Origin of the sequence: Priestia megaterium (assembly GCF_041941685.1) — a bacterium.
Lineage (GTDB): Bacteria > Bacillota > Bacilli > Bacillales > Bacillaceae_H > Priestia > Priestia megaterium_C.
In genome coordinates this window covers 1,417,033-1,432,240 of sequence record NZ_CP130958.1, presented here as the reverse complement: position 1 = coordinate 1,432,240, position 15,208 = coordinate 1,417,033, and the positions used below count along the sequence as shown (strand labels likewise).

Here is a 15,208-nt window from a genome sequence, read left to right as displayed (position 1 = left end):
TCTTGGTGGAGAATCAAACTCGTTCGGATTTTTTCATTGGTAGAGTGAACATAGGTTTTATATAGGTAGCTTGCTTCTAGCTGTTGATTGGAGGGCAAGGCGAAGACTCCTGCGGGCTCACCGGCCCCCCACGGAAAGCGAAGCCTTGCACGGAAATCAACAGCTGTTGTGTAACAAGCGATCCCTACTAGCTCATTTGTCCGTCTGTAGATTGAATTGATTCAGTTATGTCCCAGCCTCATTTTTGATTTCGTTTTTCCATTAGCTTTTTAACTACTTCTTTTGGTTCCCAGCATGTAAACTGATAAGAAGGACGGGTTTCATAGCCTAGTCTTTTGCATCGATACTTCATTCCCTTATCCAATTTAATGCTTTGAAAATGTTGACATGTAGCACAGCAATGAAATGAACTCATGCCTTCCCTTCCCTTCCCCCTACTTTAATCTATTTTCTTAATCATACAAATAAAACAAATTTCCACAAAAAAAGCTGCCTATCGGCAGCTTTCATATGTAGCGTTGAATTATAATTTTACAACATTCTCCGCTTGAGGTCCACGTTGGCCTTCAACGATTTCAAATTCAACTTTTTGGCCTTCTTCTAATGTTTTGAAGCCTTCAGATTGGATAGCTGAAAAATGGACAAATACGTCATTTTCGCCTGGTACTTCGATAAAACCGAAGCCCTTTTCACTGTTAAACCATTTTACTGTACCTGTAGTAGCCATGTAAAAAACCTCCAAAAAATGTAAAAATTTTAATATGTTACTCTATATTTACATTTATACCGTAAATAAAAAATTCACATATTATAAAAGAGACCTACGCGAAGTAGATCTCCTTTATAACAAGTGAATTTTCACTAAATCTAATTCGAGTGTATGGTCAAACGTAGTATTCATTACATTTATTAAATTTGGTTGCGTTTACATTATACTATACCTATATGTAGAATGCAAATATTGGGCCATTCTTAACATATGGCTCATCCGTTTTGCAAAATATTTATCTTCTTACGTCAACATGTTATCAATATGGGCGTCGATAATTTCTTTTCGTTTATTTTGCAGGGTCTCAAATAATAGTTTAGCTTCTTCTGAAGTTAATGCAAACGTTGTTGTTTCTTCATGGTTTTCTTCTTTTGTATGAAGCACAAATATGCTTTGTTGGATTCCACTCATACATATTCCTCCTTTTTCGATAGTATAGGCTTTTTTGTATTTTTCATGTATGCTTCACACGTTTTTAACAAATTATAAGAAAGGTTAAAATTTATAAGGAGTGATACTATTATGAAGAAATCGTTTTTGTTTGTTATAGGCTGCATGACGACCCTTACTTTATTCGGCTGTAGCACAGCAGATCAAGGTAAAGATGGCGTCATTGATGATGATACAGTCCGCAACGTCACATATGAAAATGGGAACAATAAAACGAAAATGAATGACGTAAACGATACGCAAGACGTACAGCGTAACGAAAAAGAACAGTATAATCAGTCCGGCGGAATGAGAGTAGCCGATGTAGCGGCTGATCGTATCGTAGCGTTAAAAAACGTAAAAGATGCTAATGTAATCGTAACTGATCATACAGCTTATGTAGCAGCTGTATTAGACGATAACAAAGAAGGTAATCTCACAAAAGATATGGAGCGTAAAATCGCGCATGAAGTGAGAAAAGCCGACGGCAGTGTTCATCGAGTATTTGTATCAACAAACCCTGACTTTGTAAACCGTATGAACGGATATGTAGACAAGCTTCAAACGGGTAAACCAGTTTCTGGACTGTTTGACGAGTTTTCAGAAGTTGTTCGACGCGTGTTCCCGAATTCACGCTAATCTAATATACATGAATGTCAAAAGAGCATTTTATAAAATGCTCTTTTCATTTTACTTATTGCATAAAATATTGCATAAAAAATGCGTTTATAAGTTTCTGAATATTTTTATTTTACTTTATTTTGAAATCGTTTTCATTTCTTTAATATAAAGGTTTAGAGGATTTTAGACTTAGGTAATTTACGGTTTTGTGGGTTGATAGTAAGGGGAAAGTTTGTTAATTTTAGAAACCATAAGATGTTTGCATGGCGAGCAGTGCTTGTTTCATGCATAAAAAATGCATAAAGGGGAGATTTGGTGGATATTGGCGTTTATATTTCACTGGGCATTTATTTTGTAGGAATGCTTGGAATAGGATGGTATGCTTACACAAAAACAACTCAAGACGTATCGGGTTACATGCTAGGCGGACGCGGACTAGGTCCGGCTGTTACTGCGCTCTCAGCAGGTGCTTCAGATATGAGTGGATGGATGTTAATGGGTCTTCCAGGATCCATGTATGTGACAGGTCTTTCAAGTTTATGGCTTGCAGTAGGTTTATCTATTGGTGCTTATTTAAATTATTTAATCCTCGCTCCGCGTCTTCGCACTTATACGGAAGTAGCGAATGACTCCATTACAATTCCGGACTTTTTTGAAAATCGCTTTGGCGACCATGCCAAGGTTCTTCGAACAGTATCAGCGATTGTTATCTTTATTTTCTTCACTCTTTACACTTCAGCTGGTATGGTATCAGGCGGACGATTGTTCGAATCGGCATTTGGTGTAAATTATCAAATTGGCTTATTTGTAACAGCATCTGTTGTTATTGCCTACACTCTTTTGGGTGGATTTTTAGCCGTTAGTTTAACAGATTTTGTTCAAGGTGTTATTATGTTTCTTGCCTTAGTTTTAGTACCCATTGTAGCTTTCACCGATGTTGGAGGCGTTAACACAACAATAGATATTGTACAGGACATTAATCCAGCATACCTTGACATTTTTAAAGGTACGACCGTTTTAGGTATTATATCTTTCTTAGCCTGGGGACTTGGCTATTTCGGACAGCCTCATATTATCGTTCGCTTTATGGCTATCTCTTCTGTTAAGGAGTTAAAACCCGCACGTCGTATTGGAATGAGCTGGATGATTATTTCTATTATTGGTGCTATGCTGACAGGACTTGTTGGGATTGCATATGTAGAAAAAACAGGTATGAAACTAGCAGATCCTGAAACTATTTTTATTAAATTTGCGGATATACTCTTCAATCCGTTAATTACTGGATTTTTATATGCAGCTTTACTAGCCGCAATTATGAGTACCATTTCTTCTCAGCTGCTTGTAACGGCAAGCTCTGTTACAGAAGACTTTTATAAAACATTTTTCCGACGCAAGGCCTCTGACAAAGAGCTTGTGACGGTTGGAAGAGCTGCGGTTTTAGGTGTTGCAATTATTGGCATTTTGCTTTCTTTAAAACCTAGTGATACGATTTTAGGGCTGGTTGGATATGCTTGGGCTGGATTTGGTTCAGCTTTTGGTCCTGCTATTTTACTAAGTCTTTACTGGAAGCGTATGACTCGATGGGGAGCACTTGCAGGGATGATTGTAGGTGCTGCTACAGTATTAATTTGGGTAAATACTCCATTGAAGGATGCCCTTTACGAAATGATTCCTGGGTTCTTTTTAAGCTTATTAGCTGTTATTATTGTAAGTTTACTAACAAAGAAACCGTCAAACGATGTTCAAAATCAATTCATTGAAATGAAAGAAATCTTAATAAAAGAATCGAAATAAACAAAAAGAAGCTGAAGAAAAGTATGTTAGTTGAAGGAAGATCCGAACGATGAATCGAGATTCTTGATGAAGAATCAAATTCGTTCGGATTTTTTTATTGGTATGGTGAATGTAGGTTTCATGTATGTAGGTGCTTCTAGCGGTTGATTTAGTTATGTCTCAATCTCTTTTTGTTTTTAATCTCCTTTTCTTATCATATATATACTAAAGATCAATAAAGGAGGTTTTTGGTATGCAACATTCTTATTTCCCTTATGAACCTACACAGCAACTGCGCGTAGATACACAAAATAGAGAAATTAAAGTAATTGGTGAAGGAAGTGTTTCAGCAGTTCCAAATGAAATTTCCATGACGATTGGAACGCGCACGGAAAACCGAGACGTTCAAGAAGCCTTAAAAGAAAATTCAGCTGTTTCAAATACTCTGCTGCAAGAGATAAAAAAACTTGGAATCAATGACCAGCAAATTGAAACAGCTTCGTTCACCATAAATCCTAAATATGATTACAGTGATGGAAAATCGACTCTTACAGGATACGAAGTACAGCACTTATTTAGAGTAAGAGTACAAGATGTAAAACAAGCTGGCGATGTCTATAACGCTACTTTTTCAAGCGGAGCCAACATAGCGCAAGATCTTCAATTCCACGTTACAAATGATGATAAATATGAACAAGAAGCGATAAGTAAAGCTTTGCTTAACGCTAAAGAAAAGGCTTTTACCATTGCCAACACGCTGCAGCTTCCTATTAACCAAATCCCCATTTTAATTGAAGAAGGCCCCGTCTATCAGTCATCTGGCTCCTCGCCTAAGTTATTAGCAGCCTCTCCCCCTATTCAAGCTCAGTCCTTGACTGTATCTGCTTCTGTAAAAGTTACGTACACGTATTAATACTTATGGTAAACTATAGATTATTATAATGAAGAAACTAATCTAAAGGAGCTCTTTGCACAATGACTTCTGAACATTTACTAGCAGCTTATCAAACCCTATGGTTGAACCGTTCGTTCGCTTCTAAACAAGCCATGACAAGTGAAGATCAGCTTCACGAAGCCATTCTGAAAGATTTAAAAGATGAAATGACTCATCCACGCGTCCGGCAAACACCGTATGTAAAATATCATCTTGGCATAAAAAGAATTCTAAACAGCAGTCTTTCCTCTGATGAAAAAGTTGCGCTTACGTCCCTATACACAAACCTTTTAGATAGCTGTATATAACGGATATCAATCCAGTGTAAAGACGAACAAATGGGATAAAGGAGCTGAACCGCTTGTGACACCGCGGTTGATTTCCGTGCAAGGCTTCGCCTTGCCCTCCAATCAACCGCTAGAAGCAACGAAATAGATGAAACCTACGTTCACCGTGACAACAAAAAACAAGAACTATTAATCAGTAATTTTGATTAATAGTTCTTGTTTAACTTTAACTAGAATACTTTTGTCCCAGTCTCTTTTCTTTATTTAATTAACGCTTTTTCTTCTAAGCTTTGAAAAACAGCGTTAAAGTCTTGCTTCAAATCATCGAATTCCTCTAACCCTACTGAAAGGCGAAGAAGTGAATCAGTAATTCCTTTTTCTTCACGCACTTCTTTTGGGATACTTGCATGAGACATTGTTGCAGGATGCGTTAGAATGGATTCAACTGCACCTAGACTAACGCCAATTGAAGCCAATTTGACTCCTTGTAAAATATGTCGTGCTACTTTTTCATCCTGTACTTGGAAAGAAATCATAGCTCCATATCCATTTGCTTGTTCTGAAATCAGTTTGTGGTCTGGGTGACTTTTTAAGCCTGGGTAGTATACACGGCTCACTAGAGATTGTTCTTCAAGCCACTTTGCAAACTGCAGCGCTGTTTTTAACTGCTGATCTAAACGAACTTTTAATGTCTTAATTCCTCGAAGCAGTAAAAAACAATCCTGCGGTCCTAAGATAGCACCAAAAGCATTTTGTACAAACTTTACTTCTTCTGCTAGCTTTTCATCGCTTACCACAACTAGACCGCCAATGACGTCACTGTGACCGCTGATATATTTTGTAGCACTATGAATCACAATATTTACACCAAGGTCAATCGGCTGCTGTAGATAAGGTGTTAAAAACGTGTTATCCACAATTGTAAGGAGATTGCGCTCCTTCGCCAAACTTGCTACTGCTTTAATATCCGTTACCTGTAAAAATGGATTTGAAGGGCTTTCGATATAAATAGCCTTCGTATCTTTTGTGATAGCTACTTCTACTTTCTCAACCTTCGTTGTATCAACAAAAGTTGTTTTGATACCAAACTTTGAAAATAATCGTGTTAATACGCGATATGTCCCGCCGTACGTATCATGTGAAACTAAAATTTCATCCCCTGATTCAAAAATAGATAACACCGATGAGATAGCAGCCATGCCTGATGAAAAAGCAAAACCAGCGTATCCATTTTCTAGCTGAGCAATGGTGTTTTCTAAAGCCTCACGAGTTGGATTTCCTGAACGAGAATAGTCATAGCGGCCGTTGTTCGTCTCATCTTCTTGGTTAAATGTAGATACCTGATAAATAGGTACGTTAACTGCTCCAAAATGACCGTCAATTCCTGTATTTGCATGAATTAAGTTCGTACCAAATCTATGTTTATTATTGTTGGTATGCATCAAATGCCTCCTTCAAATCTTTAATTAAATCATCTGCGTGCTCAATTCCAACTGATAATCGCAGTAAACAGTTTGTTACTCCGACACGATTTCGAATTTCCTCCGGAATATCAGCGTGTGTTTGACGAGCTGGGAATGTCATTAAACTTTCCACGCCTCCTAAGCTTTCTGCAAATGTAATAACTTTGACATTTTCTAAAAGTACTGACACGATGTCAGGGTGTGAGACAGCAAAAGAAATCATGCCTCCAAATCCAGTCGCTTGTTTCTTCATGATTTCATAGCCTGGATGTGTTTCAAGGCCAGGGTAATATACTTTTTCCACAAGATCATGAGCAGTAAGCCAATTTGCAATTTTCAGTGCGTTTTCGTTATGCTTTTCCATACGAAGCGCTAGCGTCTTAACACCGCGTAATAACAACCAGCTATCTTGTGGACCTAAGATTGCCCCAGCTGCATTTTGATAAAAACGAATTTTCTCTCCTAAGCTACTACATCGAGCCACTACAAGACCAGCAACTACATCATTATGACCCCCAATGTATTTGCTCGCACTATGTATCACAATATCTGCGCCAAGCTCTAAAGGACGCTGATAGTAAGGGGACATGAATGTATTGTCAACGATAGTAAGCAAATCATGCTGTTTAGCTAATGCAATTGCTTCTGGCAAATCAGTCACGTGCATCATTGGATTTGTAGGTGTTTCAATAAATAATGCTTTCGTATTAGGACGAAGCACATCTTTTACTTGATCAAGATGAGCTGTGTTGACATATGAAACAGTAATTCCTTGCTCTGAAAAGATTTCATTTAGTACTCGGTACGTTCCTCCATATAAATCCTCAGATACAATTAAATGATCTCCGTTTTTAAATAGTGCTAAAACTGCCATTACACCCGCCATTCCTGAAGCGAATGCTACTCCCACTTCTCCTTTTTCTAAAGCAGCAATTGCTTCTTCCAATGCTGTACGAGTAGGGTTTGCCGTACGTGCATAGTCAAATCCTGTACTTTGCCCTAAAGCAGGATGAGCAAATGTTGATGCTTGGTAAATGGGTGTTGTAATGGAACCTGTTGAAGGGTCACGGCCTACTCCTGAACGAACTAATAAAGTTTCAATTTTCATCTATTTCTCCCCTTAACTCAAAATAAAAAACACTCTTCACAGATGGAAGAGTGTTCGTTTATACACGATTTCTCTCATCTGTTAGAACAATACTGATGTTCCACAGGAATTAGCACCGTTCAAATGAATATTTCATTTGATGGTTGCCGGGCATCGCAGGGCCAGTCCCTCCGCCACTCTTGATAAGAGTTCTATATAATTGTTGTTGGTTAACGTTTGTTGTTAATAACTTTAATAAAGATTTTCTTTATTGTCAACATAATTTTCTAAAAAATTTAAATCATCTCATTTGTTTATTCAATATACTTGTCCTGATACACACATAAAAAAAAGAGACGACAGTGAGGTCTCTTTTTCTAAGGCAAGTGCACGGATTTTACGTGAGCTAACTTCCAATACATACTTTCTCCATTTGCCGTAATTAGTTCAACAATATTATTAGAAACTTCTTTAAGTACGCCAATTTTTTCTGATTGATCCCCTAAATCTAATACGACCAGTTGATTTTCATATTTTTTAAGCTGCTCTTCAAAGTTTCTGACAAAAGGTGCAGAAGCAGGCCTTACTGGGAGCTCTTTGTCACTTAAAGAATAAGGGGTTAACTCATTACTGTAAGGGGTAAGCCATTTCAAATGATGCAGAGAAACAAAGACATTTTTATACACGGGAGAATAAAACACAAGATAGTCATTGAGCACGCTTGTAATATACCCATGCAATGATTTTCCTCCTGTTACATAAATTTCAATAAATTTCCCTTTTGCCTGCTGTAAAATATTACGATAGGAAATCCGCTGACTTTCTTCTATTAAGTTCTCTTCTATTTCACGTAAAACCGTATAGTCTTCTTCTGATACTTCTCGCAAACGATGCATGTGTAAAAGAGGAATATACAAATAATCATGTCCATTATACAAAATCATGACATCTAACCCTAGGTCAACAAGTCTGCCAATAAACTTAGTTTTTCCCGAAATATCTACTTCTACAATCTTATTAATATAATGATTTATACTCATTCTCCTCCCTCTTTCCTATATGACAGAAAAGGTGCTTTATAAGCACCTTTTTTGTTCTTATTCATTATGCTTTCCAACGATAATTCTTTGTTTGGATGACTTGCTCTCTTGACGCTGACGATTGTGAATCTGTGCGGCGGCTTTTTCCTGACGAGTACGAACCAGTGCTGCGGTTTCTTCCTGTACGACCTTCTGGCACCCCTTCTGTTGACCCTCCGTCTTCAGTATTTGTATTTTCCTCTTTCTGTTCATCATCTTGATTATTATTTTGTTTAAAAGATCCTTTTGCTCCTACACAAATGGTTTTAACATGTCTTGGTTGTAAGCGTAATACTTGATTGTCCTGAACAAGGGTAAAAGTGCCATTCCGACTTTGCACCAATACACCTTCTACAGCTTCTGGACCGCCGCCATTGATCGATACCCATTTGTGTGATAGATGAGTAAATAAATTATTAAAGTTTTTTGATTTCATATAAGTCGGTTCCTGATTTGCAGCAAATTGATTATTCATTTGATTATTCATTTGATTTTTATTATTGTTATTATTGTCATTATCATTTTGATATTCACTTATACTTTTTACATGTTCAACATTGATATAGACAACACCATCATCTTCCGATAGTAATACGAGGTAAGCAGACTCTGAAGAACCTAATACGTCAAGTAGCTGGCCTGCTTTTTTCTCAGGACCGCCTTGATTTATTTGAACATATTTACTTTTCAGTAATGATAAAGTACTAGCAAATGTCTTACCTCTATACAACTCTAAAGTACCCTCATTATCAAACCCGGTAAACGTCTGTGCTGAATTTGACATAGCATCTTCCGTAATACTCTTAACATGGGATAAATGATAATATACAACAGTATATTCTTGTTGATTATTTTGGTTATTTTGGTTGTTTTGATTATTTTGGTTGTTTTGATTATTTTGGTTGCTATTTCCCTCATTATTATTTTCATCATTGTTATTATTGTTATCGTTTTCTACTGCTAATATTAAATAATCAGACTGAACATCAAGTAAATAACCTGTTTTTGATTCAGGACCTCCTCGATAAACAGTCACCATTCTTCCTTTTAAAGGTTTAAACTGCGAAGAATAGCCTTTATCAGGTCGATTTGCATTTTTGCTTTGGCTGCGTTTTCGGTTTGGATTTGAATTTTGACCTTGATTTTGCCCATAATAATAATAATAGTTTTCCATTCTTTTTCCTCCTTGTTAGTCATCCATATTGGTCATTCATACTGTATATATACGTATCATGTACAGCTATTGATTTCGTACATTTGCCTATTATTAACAAATTCCACTTCTGCCTACATCCTATGGTATCTAAAAAGCAAGAAGATTATTTTTAATATATGCTGTGCGGTCTTTTATAAAGGATAAAATAAATGCCGGCTCCTCATAAAATTGTGCTATATTGTTTTTTACATAAGGATCTTTCAAAATATAAGGCTTAAGCTCTTCGTGCATTTGATAGACGATGGGCTGCATATATTCCACTGTAAATTGATTATTTAGAACATTGTTCATCTTTTTAATATAACGCTTTTTAATTCCATCTACTGCCAACAAACGAGCTGTAAGCGTGTTGAATCCTTGTGCACGGACGTAATCTCCTTCCATTACTTTTCCATTTACATCCCTTCCCCAAGTCGCATCATAATCCCATGGAATCAGTTCAAAGCGTCCACTGTCATGGTTTCGATAGAGAGCATAGTTATGGACAAAACCGTCATAATTTTGCATACAAATAATACCCACTAACCAAGACAAGTAGCGGTCGACGTTTAGGTACTTCTCAATATTCTGTTCGAATTCTGTATTTGTCCATGTATTAAGATTAAATATAAACTGTTCTAATTTTTCCTCATCCCCTTGCTTCACTACTTTATCTTCATAACCTGATAACAAGGAAGTTTTCGGCTTTTTATCCAAATCACTCATTAAAGAAAAATTAGCATCCCCATCCACTGCATAAAAGATGGAGCCATCTGACAAATTTCTTTTTTTCAAGAATAGTTCGTCGACAGATTCAAGCTGAAGATATACCCCTTCGTTTTTCCCATTAATCGTAAGGGTAACAAACTGAGATTGAGGAGACAAAACATCCAAGTTAGAGAAAAAATCAAGGGACAATTTGTTGCGCATAAGGGATGGATCTCTGTATTCAGCGTTCAAATGTATTTCTTTAGAATGCTGAAAGATTTTTGGGGAATAAAATTCAATATAATATGACTTTTTCTTCATCTTCCGAATATGTGAGCCTCTTAGCAACAAATCAATATCGTAGCGCTTTTTGTTAAATTTCATCGTTGCCTGAACGACTTCTTCTGACCAAATGTCTCTGTGCATTTCTTTTAAATCTTTTACATTTACAAACAAAGCGTATTGAGGAATTTCTTTTTGCTTCATTACTTGACCACCTTTCTTCAATTAATAAATTATATGAACCTCAAATTCGCCATGACACCTCATCCTATCAACTATTTATGTAAATTCCACTTTTGCCTTATATCAAAATTCAGTACTGCAGCGTATCCTATTAAGACAATACCTAGTCCAATATATAGGAGGTTTTTTAATTGCATATTACAGCTCAAAAAATTAAAGAGGCTGCAGAAGCCCTAGAGTGTACAGAATTAAAATCTTTCATGTTTCAAGAGCCGACTGCCGGCCCTTTGACAAGACGTCGGCGTTCTTCTCGCAGTACCCGCCGTTCTTCTCGTGAAACTCGCCGCTCTTCCCGCAGTACCCGCCGTTCTTCTCGCCGTTCTTCCCGCAGTACTCACCGTTCTTCTCGCCGTTCTTCTCGCCGTTCTTCCCGCAGTACTCACCGTTCTTCTCGCCGTTCTTCCCGCAGTACTCGCCGCTCTTCTCACCGTTCTTCCCGCAGTACTCGCCGTTCTTCTCGTCGCTCTCGCCGTTCTTCCCGCAGTACTCGCCGTTCTTCTCGTCGCTCTCGCCGTTCTTCCCGCAGTACCCGCCGTTCTTCTCGTCGCTCTCGCCGTTCTTCCCGCAGTACCCGCCGCTCTTCTCGTCGCTCTCGCCGTTCTTCCCGCAGTACTCGCCGTTCTTCTCGTCGCTCTCGCCGTTCTTCCCGCAGTACCCGCCGTTCTTCTCGTCGCTCTCGCCGTTCTTCCCGCAGTACCCGCCGTTCTTCTCGTCGCTCTCGCCGTTCTTAATTTCTCTAACCACTCATCTTTATTGCAAAAAAAAGCCGAAGAACCATGAGTGTCTTCGGCGTTTTTTTCCACTTATAGAAGGGGCACATTTGGAAATATACTAAGATGGGATGTTATTCATTTTACATAGGGAAGGAGAGGTTTTATGAAAAAAAGCAAGCATCAAATTTCAACTTCATCAACAACAGATGTCGAAGAAGTCAAACGTTTAAATGCTCAGTCTGGATTAACTTACAATGAAGTATTTACACTTCTTGGAGAAACCTATTTGAAAAATCAAAAGAAAAAATAATAAGCAGGGACTAGAAAACACCTTCTAGTCCTTATACTTTGAAAATCCCGGAAAACCCTTTTACTAGGGATGTTAATTGGTTCATGGCTCCCATCATCTGCCCTGCAGTATTCATCATCTTGTTCATATCGTAATTGCCATCACTCGATTTAAACTGAGACATTAATGACTGAAATTGAGAAGGCTGAGGCTTTTGTTGCTGAGCTTTTGGGTATGGATTAAAAGGCGCACCTGCATTATTGTACAGGGGCTGCTGGTACATTCCGTTCATATAGGGAATTTGCTGAGGACCAAAAGGCATTTGTTGCTGAGCGTACGGATGTTGCGGCATATAAGCTTCCGTCCATGGCTGCTGATGATACTGCGGAAATGGATGTACCTGACTTAAATCAAAACGTTCTGGTTGATGTTGCTCATAATACGGATAATGCTTACTTGTATACATGCAAAATCAATACCTCCTTTTTAATATTACATAATATATAGTATGTATGCAGAAATAAGAGGTGACGTTCGTCTACTTGTACTTTTGGAAAACACATTCAAAAATATGTAGGTTTCTGTCGAAAGTTTAAATTTTTCAAAAAAACGAGATTATTTAAATATATGGTACGATAAGAACAAGTGATACTACGATACGTAGTGGCACAAATGGGGATTAGGAGGGAATTTACATGTATGTGAACGAACTTCAAGAAGCTTTTATTGCGGTGAAACAGTATGAGCCGCAGTCAAGTAATGAATTACTCGATTTTGCTCAGCAGCAGTATTTAAAAGGTTTTTTAACTCCTATGAATTACAAAGCCGCTGTACGTGAACTCGAACAAATTGGAGCTACTAAGCCCGATTTTAGTGCACAAGATGATTAATTTTTTTACTACCACCGAGAAATCGGTGGTTTCTTTGTTTCCTGTAAAGTGGACACATACTTCTTTTTTGACTTGTTTATACTATAAAAGCTTTAACGTAGTATTCAATAAAGGAGGTCTATCTCATGAGTCGCGGAAAACATTTTGATCATAAAAAGCAAGGACAAAGCGCAGTAACTAAAACAAATAACGCCGTTGCTTCTAAACATACTGAAAAAGTTGATTATCATATCGATACAGTAGCTTCACAAGATCACCCAGCTGTTTCTATCCAATCTCAAAAAGATTTTGATTAACTTTTTATTGATAATGATAAAATGCCTAAAGAGTTTTCTCTTTAGGCATACATAGAAAATCCCCACCTTGTAGATCTTAACGGAAGGCCGGGATTAATTATTCAATATCGACTCGAGCACATACTTATTTGAGTGATACATCTTTTTAAATCGCTTTTCTCGCGTCTCGGGATAAAATGACTGTAGTACAACGTTTTGTAAATTTTCTTTTAACGTCTCTACCTGATTCACATGAATATATTTTGGTCGCTCTTTCTTCAGCCATTCCGTTACGAGACTAGCCCATTCATCAAGTTTTTTGAAGAAAATATCTCCATAAGGTTTTACTTCTTCAAAGAATTTCACTTCATAATTTTCTTCCTGTTGAATAGACGCTAATCGTTCTACCGCTACTTCATTATATTGAAACATGATCTCCGTACTTTTTTTCACATCTTCATTCATCGTTATTCGTCACCTCTACGATGACTATTGTAACATAAACAATCTTTATACTGTATGAAGAACCATTTCTCTTCGGGTTCTACTCCATTCTGTTTCGGAAGGCATGCTTTCGTACACAGCTACTTCAATTTCTTGCAGTGATTGGTCAATGCGATGAACTTGTTCCATATATGTTTCTTCACAATGTGTAAATGCTTCATTTATAGATGTAGACATCGTTTTATCCACTAAATCTACTTGCTCTAGTAAGCTATCTAATAAAGTCATCATTTCGCTTGTTTTAACCATACTTTGTTTCATCGCCATCCCTCCAAATTTTCCTTTGCATAACGTATTCTCTCTTTTCTTCATTGTCCCTTCACACATGACAAAACTAGTTTCTATTCGTCAAAGAAAGATGTTTTCGACATTTTCATTTATGGTGAATCGAAAGTGAGCATATTGAAAACACTAGTATAGACATTTCAGCTAAGCAGATACATTCCGCTGCTGAACGTTTATTACAACATGATAGGAGGTGCCTAGATATGGCCAACAAACAGCAAAAATCACAGCCTAAAAATAAGCCTGAAACAAAAACCTACGGTGATCCTAAAAAGTTAAACGGTCCTAACCAGCCTTCTACTTAAGAACAAAACGGTCACTTGTGACCGTTTTTATTTACATTAAATACTTGCGCTACTTTCATTAACATATACAGCTGCTTTTGCTTTTGAAGATACCACTTTGTAAAATGAACTTTTTTTGGAAAAGGCGGCTTTTTCATAAGCTTTCGTTCCTCTTTTTTCGTTAAAAACCACTTTTCTCTCTTCTTTTCATGATGTCTAATAGCCGGATACACCATTCGCAGAGCAGGTGTACGGCAACTGGTTTCATTCACAAAATACTGCTCATAATCGTATCTCGAACCCGTATGCTTTGTTTTTAAAGAAAATTCATAAAACAAGGGATAATACTTTTCATGAAATAATAAAGCCGCTAATTTCTTCCCCAAATCAATCCGATTATTTACTTTTGTAAAATCATGAACGGAACAACCGTATAGCTCCCCTTTTGTAGTAGGAAAAAGGACGGAACTAAAGTGGAATATATCTTGAAAAAAAAAACAGCGTACTTTTAAACACTCTATCTTGATAAAAAGGCTGTTCAATAACGGGCTGTTGAATAACATGCTGCTCATTCACAATTAACGCATGAATAAGCTGCAGTTCACAAGGTTTCCGCATAAATTGCCTCCACTTCTCTTCGATAAAAGACGAAACATTTAAATAGGGAAGTAAATGAATATAAGAGACATGTTTTTTACGCGAAACAGCATACAATAGTAATTGCGGGAAGGCATCTTTAAAAATAAGCCAATTTGCTCTTTCATACGTCAAAAATAATAAATCGCGTGTTTGCTTTGATAACGCTTTTTTCATGTTTTCCCCTTGCAAATCACACATATTCCACCCTGCGTTTCGTGATACCATACTTGCGAGAAATGCCCACCTTACTTCAGGATATCTATGATAAAAAGTTGCATAAGCCTGGGTTCTTGATATATTATCAATATTCAGCTTGTCTGTTGTTTTTTTAATCGCTGTCAACAGCGCTTGTTCCGAACAATTGAGTGACATCTCTTCATCTTCTTTCATCTATTTTTATTTGTAGGATTTGGTATAATAGAATTTGTTTGTTTAATAGATTTACACTAAAGGAGTGAT

The 15,208-nt window shown here is 37.2% G+C and carries 20 protein-coding genes, 2 pseudogenes and 1 riboswitch; of the genes and pseudogenes, 9 read left to right on the top strand and 13 right to left on the bottom strand.

The window, feature by feature from the left end; translation table 11 throughout:
- Positions 1-238 precede the first annotated feature (238 nt).
- The 3 genes from Q5794_RS07505 to Q5794_RS07495 form a co-directional block, all read right to left on the bottom strand.
- Positions 239-415, bottom strand: a complete 177-nt coding sequence (locus Q5794_RS07505; RefSeq protein ID WP_165575379.1) for a hypothetical protein — start codon at positions 413-415, stop codon at positions 239-241.
- A 108-nt stretch (positions 416-523) separates the two neighbouring features.
- Complete coding sequence (locus Q5794_RS07500) at positions 524-727, bottom strand: cold-shock protein (protein WP_013056130.1); 204 nt, start codon at positions 725-727, stop codon at positions 524-526.
- A 285-nt stretch (positions 728-1,012) separates the two neighbouring features.
- Positions 1,013-1,180, bottom strand: coding sequence for a hypothetical protein (locus Q5794_RS07495; RefSeq protein WP_013056129.1), 168 nt, complete (start codon positions 1,178-1,180; stop codon positions 1,013-1,015).
- Positions 1,181-1,291: 111 nt separating this feature from the next.
- Here Q5794_RS07495 and Q5794_RS07490 point away from each other — a divergent pair, with 111 nt between their 5' ends.
- From Q5794_RS07490 to Q5794_RS07475, 4 genes are all read left to right on the top strand, one after another.
- Entirely contained in the window at positions 1,292-1,837 is a 546-nt protein-coding gene (locus Q5794_RS07490) for a YhcN/YlaJ family sporulation lipoprotein (RefSeq protein WP_214985653.1), read from the top strand.
- 297 nt (positions 1,838-2,134) lie between these two features.
- On the top strand, positions 2,135-3,613 hold the full coding sequence (gene putP, locus Q5794_RS07485) for a sodium/proline symporter PutP (RefSeq protein ID WP_374988934.1): 1,479 nt from the start codon (positions 2,135-2,137) through the stop codon (positions 3,611-3,613).
- A gap of 232 nt (positions 3,614-3,845) precedes the next feature.
- Positions 3,846-4,505: an SIMPL domain-containing protein gene (locus Q5794_RS07480; protein ID WP_098562960.1), complete on the top strand. Its 660-nt coding sequence runs from the start codon at positions 3,846-3,848 to the stop codon at positions 4,503-4,505.
- A gap of 62 nt (positions 4,506-4,567) precedes the next feature.
- Positions 4,568-4,834, top strand: coding sequence for a hypothetical protein (locus tag Q5794_RS07475; protein WP_057238558.1), 267 nt, complete (start codon positions 4,568-4,570; stop codon positions 4,832-4,834).
- A 239-nt stretch (positions 4,835-5,073) separates the two neighbouring features.
- On the opposite strand, the gene Q5794_RS07470 is transcribed toward Q5794_RS07475, so the two are convergent.
- From Q5794_RS07470 to Q5794_RS07450, 5 genes are all read right to left on the bottom strand, one after another.
- Positions 5,074-6,255, bottom strand: a complete 1,182-nt coding sequence (locus tag Q5794_RS07470) for a PLP-dependent aspartate aminotransferase family protein (protein WP_214985649.1) — start codon at positions 6,253-6,255, stop codon at positions 5,074-5,076.
- Complete coding sequence (locus Q5794_RS07465) at positions 6,239-7,384, bottom strand: PLP-dependent aspartate aminotransferase family protein (RefSeq protein WP_214985647.1); 1,146 nt, start codon at positions 7,382-7,384, stop codon at positions 6,239-6,241. Before Q5794_RS07465 ends, Q5794_RS07470 begins: the two co-directional genes overlap by 17 nt.
- Positions 7,385-7,455: 71 nt before the next feature.
- A riboswitch (SAM riboswitch) is annotated at positions 7,456-7,573 on the bottom strand.
- A 167-nt stretch (positions 7,574-7,740) separates the two neighbouring features.
- Complete coding sequence (locus Q5794_RS07460) at positions 7,741-8,403, bottom strand: DUF2642 domain-containing protein (protein ID WP_192997638.1); 663 nt, start codon at positions 8,401-8,403, stop codon at positions 7,741-7,743.
- A gap of 64 nt (positions 8,404-8,467) precedes the next feature.
- Positions 8,468-9,616: a spore coat protein gene (locus Q5794_RS07455; protein ID WP_374988933.1), complete on the bottom strand. Its 1,149-nt coding sequence runs from the start codon at positions 9,614-9,616 to the stop codon at positions 8,468-8,470.
- Positions 9,617-9,745: 129 nt separating this feature from the next.
- Positions 9,746-10,831 carry a CotH kinase family protein gene (locus Q5794_RS07450; RefSeq protein ID WP_214985643.1) on the bottom strand — a complete coding sequence of 362 codons (1,086 nt, stop codon included), beginning with the start codon at positions 10,829-10,831 and terminating at the stop codon, positions 9,746-9,748.
- A gap of 170 nt (positions 10,832-11,001) precedes the next feature.
- On the opposite strand from Q5794_RS07450, the pseudogene Q5794_RS07445 reads away from it, so the two are divergent.
- A pseudogene (locus tag Q5794_RS07445) lies at positions 11,002-11,049 on the top strand (hypothetical protein); the annotation flags it as partial.
- Positions 11,050-11,068: 19 nt separating this feature from the next.
- Here the strand turns inward: Q5794_RS07445 and Q5794_RS07440 are convergent.
- A complete protein-coding gene (locus tag Q5794_RS07440; protein WP_374989254.1) occupies positions 11,069-11,614 on the bottom strand; it encodes a hypothetical protein in 546 nt (181 codons plus the stop codon).
- A 132-nt stretch (positions 11,615-11,746) separates the two neighbouring features.
- On the opposite strand from Q5794_RS07440, the gene Q5794_RS07435 reads away from it, so the two are divergent.
- On the top strand, positions 11,747-11,893 hold the full coding sequence (locus tag Q5794_RS07435) for a hypothetical protein (protein ID WP_016763466.1): 147 nt from the start codon (positions 11,747-11,749) through the stop codon (positions 11,891-11,893).
- Between the two features lie 31 nt (positions 11,894-11,924).
- Here the strand turns inward: Q5794_RS07435 and Q5794_RS07430 are convergent, their stop codons facing one another.
- Positions 11,925-12,338, bottom strand: coding sequence for a YppG family protein (locus tag Q5794_RS07430; RefSeq protein WP_053487029.1), 414 nt, complete (start codon positions 12,336-12,338; stop codon positions 11,925-11,927).
- Positions 12,339-12,567: 229 nt separating this feature from the next.
- Here Q5794_RS07430 and Q5794_RS07425 point away from each other — a divergent pair, with 229 nt between their 5' ends.
- Both Q5794_RS07425 and Q5794_RS07420 read left to right on the top strand, forming a co-directional pair.
- Positions 12,568-12,762 (top strand): YppF family protein, encoded by a 195-nt coding sequence (locus Q5794_RS07425; RefSeq protein WP_013056115.1) that lies wholly within the window; start codon positions 12,568-12,570, stop codon positions 12,760-12,762.
- Positions 12,763-12,887: 125 nt separating this feature from the next.
- Positions 12,888-13,058, top strand: a complete 171-nt coding sequence (locus Q5794_RS07420) for a hypothetical protein (RefSeq protein WP_013056114.1) — start codon at positions 12,888-12,890, stop codon at positions 13,056-13,058.
- Between the two features lie 93 nt (positions 13,059-13,151).
- Here Q5794_RS07420 and Q5794_RS07415 read toward each other — a convergent pair whose 3' ends face one another.
- Positions 13,152-13,502, bottom strand: a complete 351-nt coding sequence (locus Q5794_RS07415) for a YppE family protein (protein ID WP_374988932.1) — start codon at positions 13,500-13,502, stop codon at positions 13,152-13,154.
- Positions 13,503-13,547: 45 nt separating this feature from the next.
- Positions 13,548-13,802, bottom strand: coding sequence for a hypothetical protein (locus Q5794_RS07410; RefSeq protein ID WP_014460961.1), 255 nt, complete (start codon positions 13,800-13,802; stop codon positions 13,548-13,550).
- Positions 13,803-14,029: 227 nt separating this feature from the next.
- On the opposite strand from Q5794_RS07410, the gene Q5794_RS07405 reads away from it, so the two are divergent.
- Entirely contained in the window at positions 14,030-14,131 is a 102-nt protein-coding gene (locus Q5794_RS07405; RefSeq protein ID WP_016763465.1) for a hypothetical protein, read from the top strand.
- Between the two features lie 11 nt (positions 14,132-14,142).
- On the opposite strand, the pseudogene Q5794_RS07400 reads toward Q5794_RS07405, so the two are convergent.
- Positions 14,143-15,139: pseudogene (locus tag Q5794_RS07400) on the bottom strand (DUF2515 family protein).
- Between the last annotated feature and the right edge of the window lie 69 nt (positions 15,140-15,208).

Excerpts from the sequence above, each read along its gene's own strand:
- Q5794_RS07505 (WP_165575379.1), bottom strand. The coding sequence starts at position 415 with ATGAGTTCATTTCATTGCTGTGCTACATGTCAACATTTTCAAAGCATT.
- Q5794_RS07500 (WP_013056130.1), bottom strand. The coding sequence starts at position 727 with ATGGCTACTACAGGTACAGTAAAATGGTTTAACAGTGAAAAGGGCTTC.
- Q5794_RS07495 (WP_013056129.1), bottom strand. The coding sequence starts at position 1,180 with ATGAGTGGAATCCAACAAAGCATATTTGTGCTTCATACAAAAGAAGAA.
- Q5794_RS07490 (WP_214985653.1), top strand. The coding sequence starts at position 1,292 with ATGAAGAAATCGTTTTTGTTTGTTATAGGCTGCATGACGACCCTTACT.
- Q5794_RS07480 (WP_098562960.1), top strand. The coding sequence starts at position 3,846 with ATGCAACATTCTTATTTCCCTTATGAACCTACACAGCAACTGCGCGTA.
- Q5794_RS07475 (WP_057238558.1), top strand. The coding sequence starts at position 4,568 with ATGACTTCTGAACATTTACTAGCAGCTTATCAAACCCTATGGTTGAAC.
- Q5794_RS07470 (WP_214985649.1), bottom strand. The coding sequence starts at position 6,255 with ATGCATACCAACAATAATAAACATAGATTTGGTACGAACTTAATTCAT.
- Q5794_RS07465 (WP_214985647.1), bottom strand. The coding sequence starts at position 7,384 with ATGAAAATTGAAACTTTATTAGTTCGTTCAGGAGTAGGCCGTGACCCT.
- Q5794_RS07460 (WP_192997638.1), bottom strand. The coding sequence starts at position 8,403 with ATGAGTATAAATCATTATATTAATAAGATTGTAGAAGTAGATATTTCG.
- Q5794_RS07455 (WP_374988933.1), bottom strand. The coding sequence starts at position 9,616 with ATGGAAAACTATTATTATTATTATGGGCAAAATCAAGGTCAAAATTCA.
- Q5794_RS07450 (WP_214985643.1), bottom strand. The coding sequence starts at position 10,831 with ATGAAGCAAAAAGAAATTCCTCAATACGCTTTGTTTGTAAATGTAAAA.
- Q5794_RS07435 (WP_016763466.1), top strand. The coding sequence starts at position 11,747 with ATGAAAAAAAGCAAGCATCAAATTTCAACTTCATCAACAACAGATGTC.
- Q5794_RS07430 (WP_053487029.1), bottom strand. The coding sequence starts at position 12,338 with ATGTATACAAGTAAGCATTATCCGTATTATGAGCAACATCAACCAGAA.
- Q5794_RS07425 (WP_013056115.1), top strand. The coding sequence starts at position 12,568 with ATGTATGTGAACGAACTTCAAGAAGCTTTTATTGCGGTGAAACAGTAT.
- Q5794_RS07420 (WP_013056114.1), top strand. The coding sequence starts at position 12,888 with ATGAGTCGCGGAAAACATTTTGATCATAAAAAGCAAGGACAAAGCGCA.
- Q5794_RS07415 (WP_374988932.1), bottom strand. The coding sequence starts at position 13,502 with ATGAATGAAGATGTGAAAAAAAGTACGGAGATCATGTTTCAATATAAT.
- Q5794_RS07410 (WP_014460961.1), bottom strand. The coding sequence starts at position 13,802 with ATGAAACAAAGTATGGTTAAAACAAGCGAAATGATGACTTTATTAGAT.
- Q5794_RS07405 (WP_016763465.1), top strand. The coding sequence starts at position 14,030 with ATGGCCAACAAACAGCAAAAATCACAGCCTAAAAATAAGCCTGAAACA.